At 54.9% G+C, this 790-nt stretch carries 1 pseudogene; it reads right to left on the reverse strand.

What is annotated here, in order from left to right:
- Positions 1-40 precede the first annotated feature (40 nt).
- Positions 41-744 (reverse strand): annotated as a pseudogene (locus FSO04_RS45900) (IS6 family transposase).
- Positions 745-790: the final 46 nt, after the last annotated feature.

Below are 790 nucleotides of genomic sequence, written 5' to 3' on the forward strand. Positions count from 1 at the left end.
AGGAAATTAGGAAGAGTCGGGACGGAACGGAGAGGAATGCTTATTTCGCAAGATCGTAGAACTGCTCGGCGACTGAACGATGCCGTCGACCGTCACTCTTCATCTGTCCTTTCGCTATCATGTGCATGAGTTCGATACCGCCTAAAATGACGCGGGCGCAACGAAAGCTCTTGAATCCTAGCATTGGCCGTACGATCCGTTTGATCGCTCGATGGTCCTGCTCGACCACGTTGTTCAGATACTCGATTGTCGAATTTTGATCGGCACTTCGCGATCAGCATTGATCGAATTTAGCCCTGCGAGATTCACCCCGCTCTTGTCGATCGTCACCGTCTCAGGTACGCCGTTTCCAAAGATCGCCTTTTCGAAATTGCGCCGGGCCGCGGCCTTGTCCCGCCTGGCGCGGAACAGGAAGTCAACCGTGTCGCCAGCCTTATCGACGGCCCGATACAAGTACTTCCATTCGCCCTTGACCTTGATGTAGGTCTCATCTATTCGCCAACTTCGACCGACCTTTTGCTTGCGCGGTCCGAATACCTTACCGAGCGCAGGCACCTACTTGATAGCCCACCGGTGCACCGTCGAATGATCGACCGACACTGCCCGCTCGGACATCATTTCTTCCAGGTGACGCAGACTCAACGGATAGGCGACGTACCAACGTACGCATGTCAGCATTATGTCCAGCGGGTAATGCAGCCGTTTGAGCGCCTTGCTCACAGTGGCGTTCGAGGTCTTGATCATTCGTTACATCGCTCGTCTCGGGACCGCCCACCATAGCAGATCGGCC

Source organism: Paraburkholderia madseniana (assembly GCF_009690905.1).
GTDB lineage: Bacteria > Pseudomonadota > Gammaproteobacteria > Burkholderiales > Burkholderiaceae > Paraburkholderia > Paraburkholderia madseniana.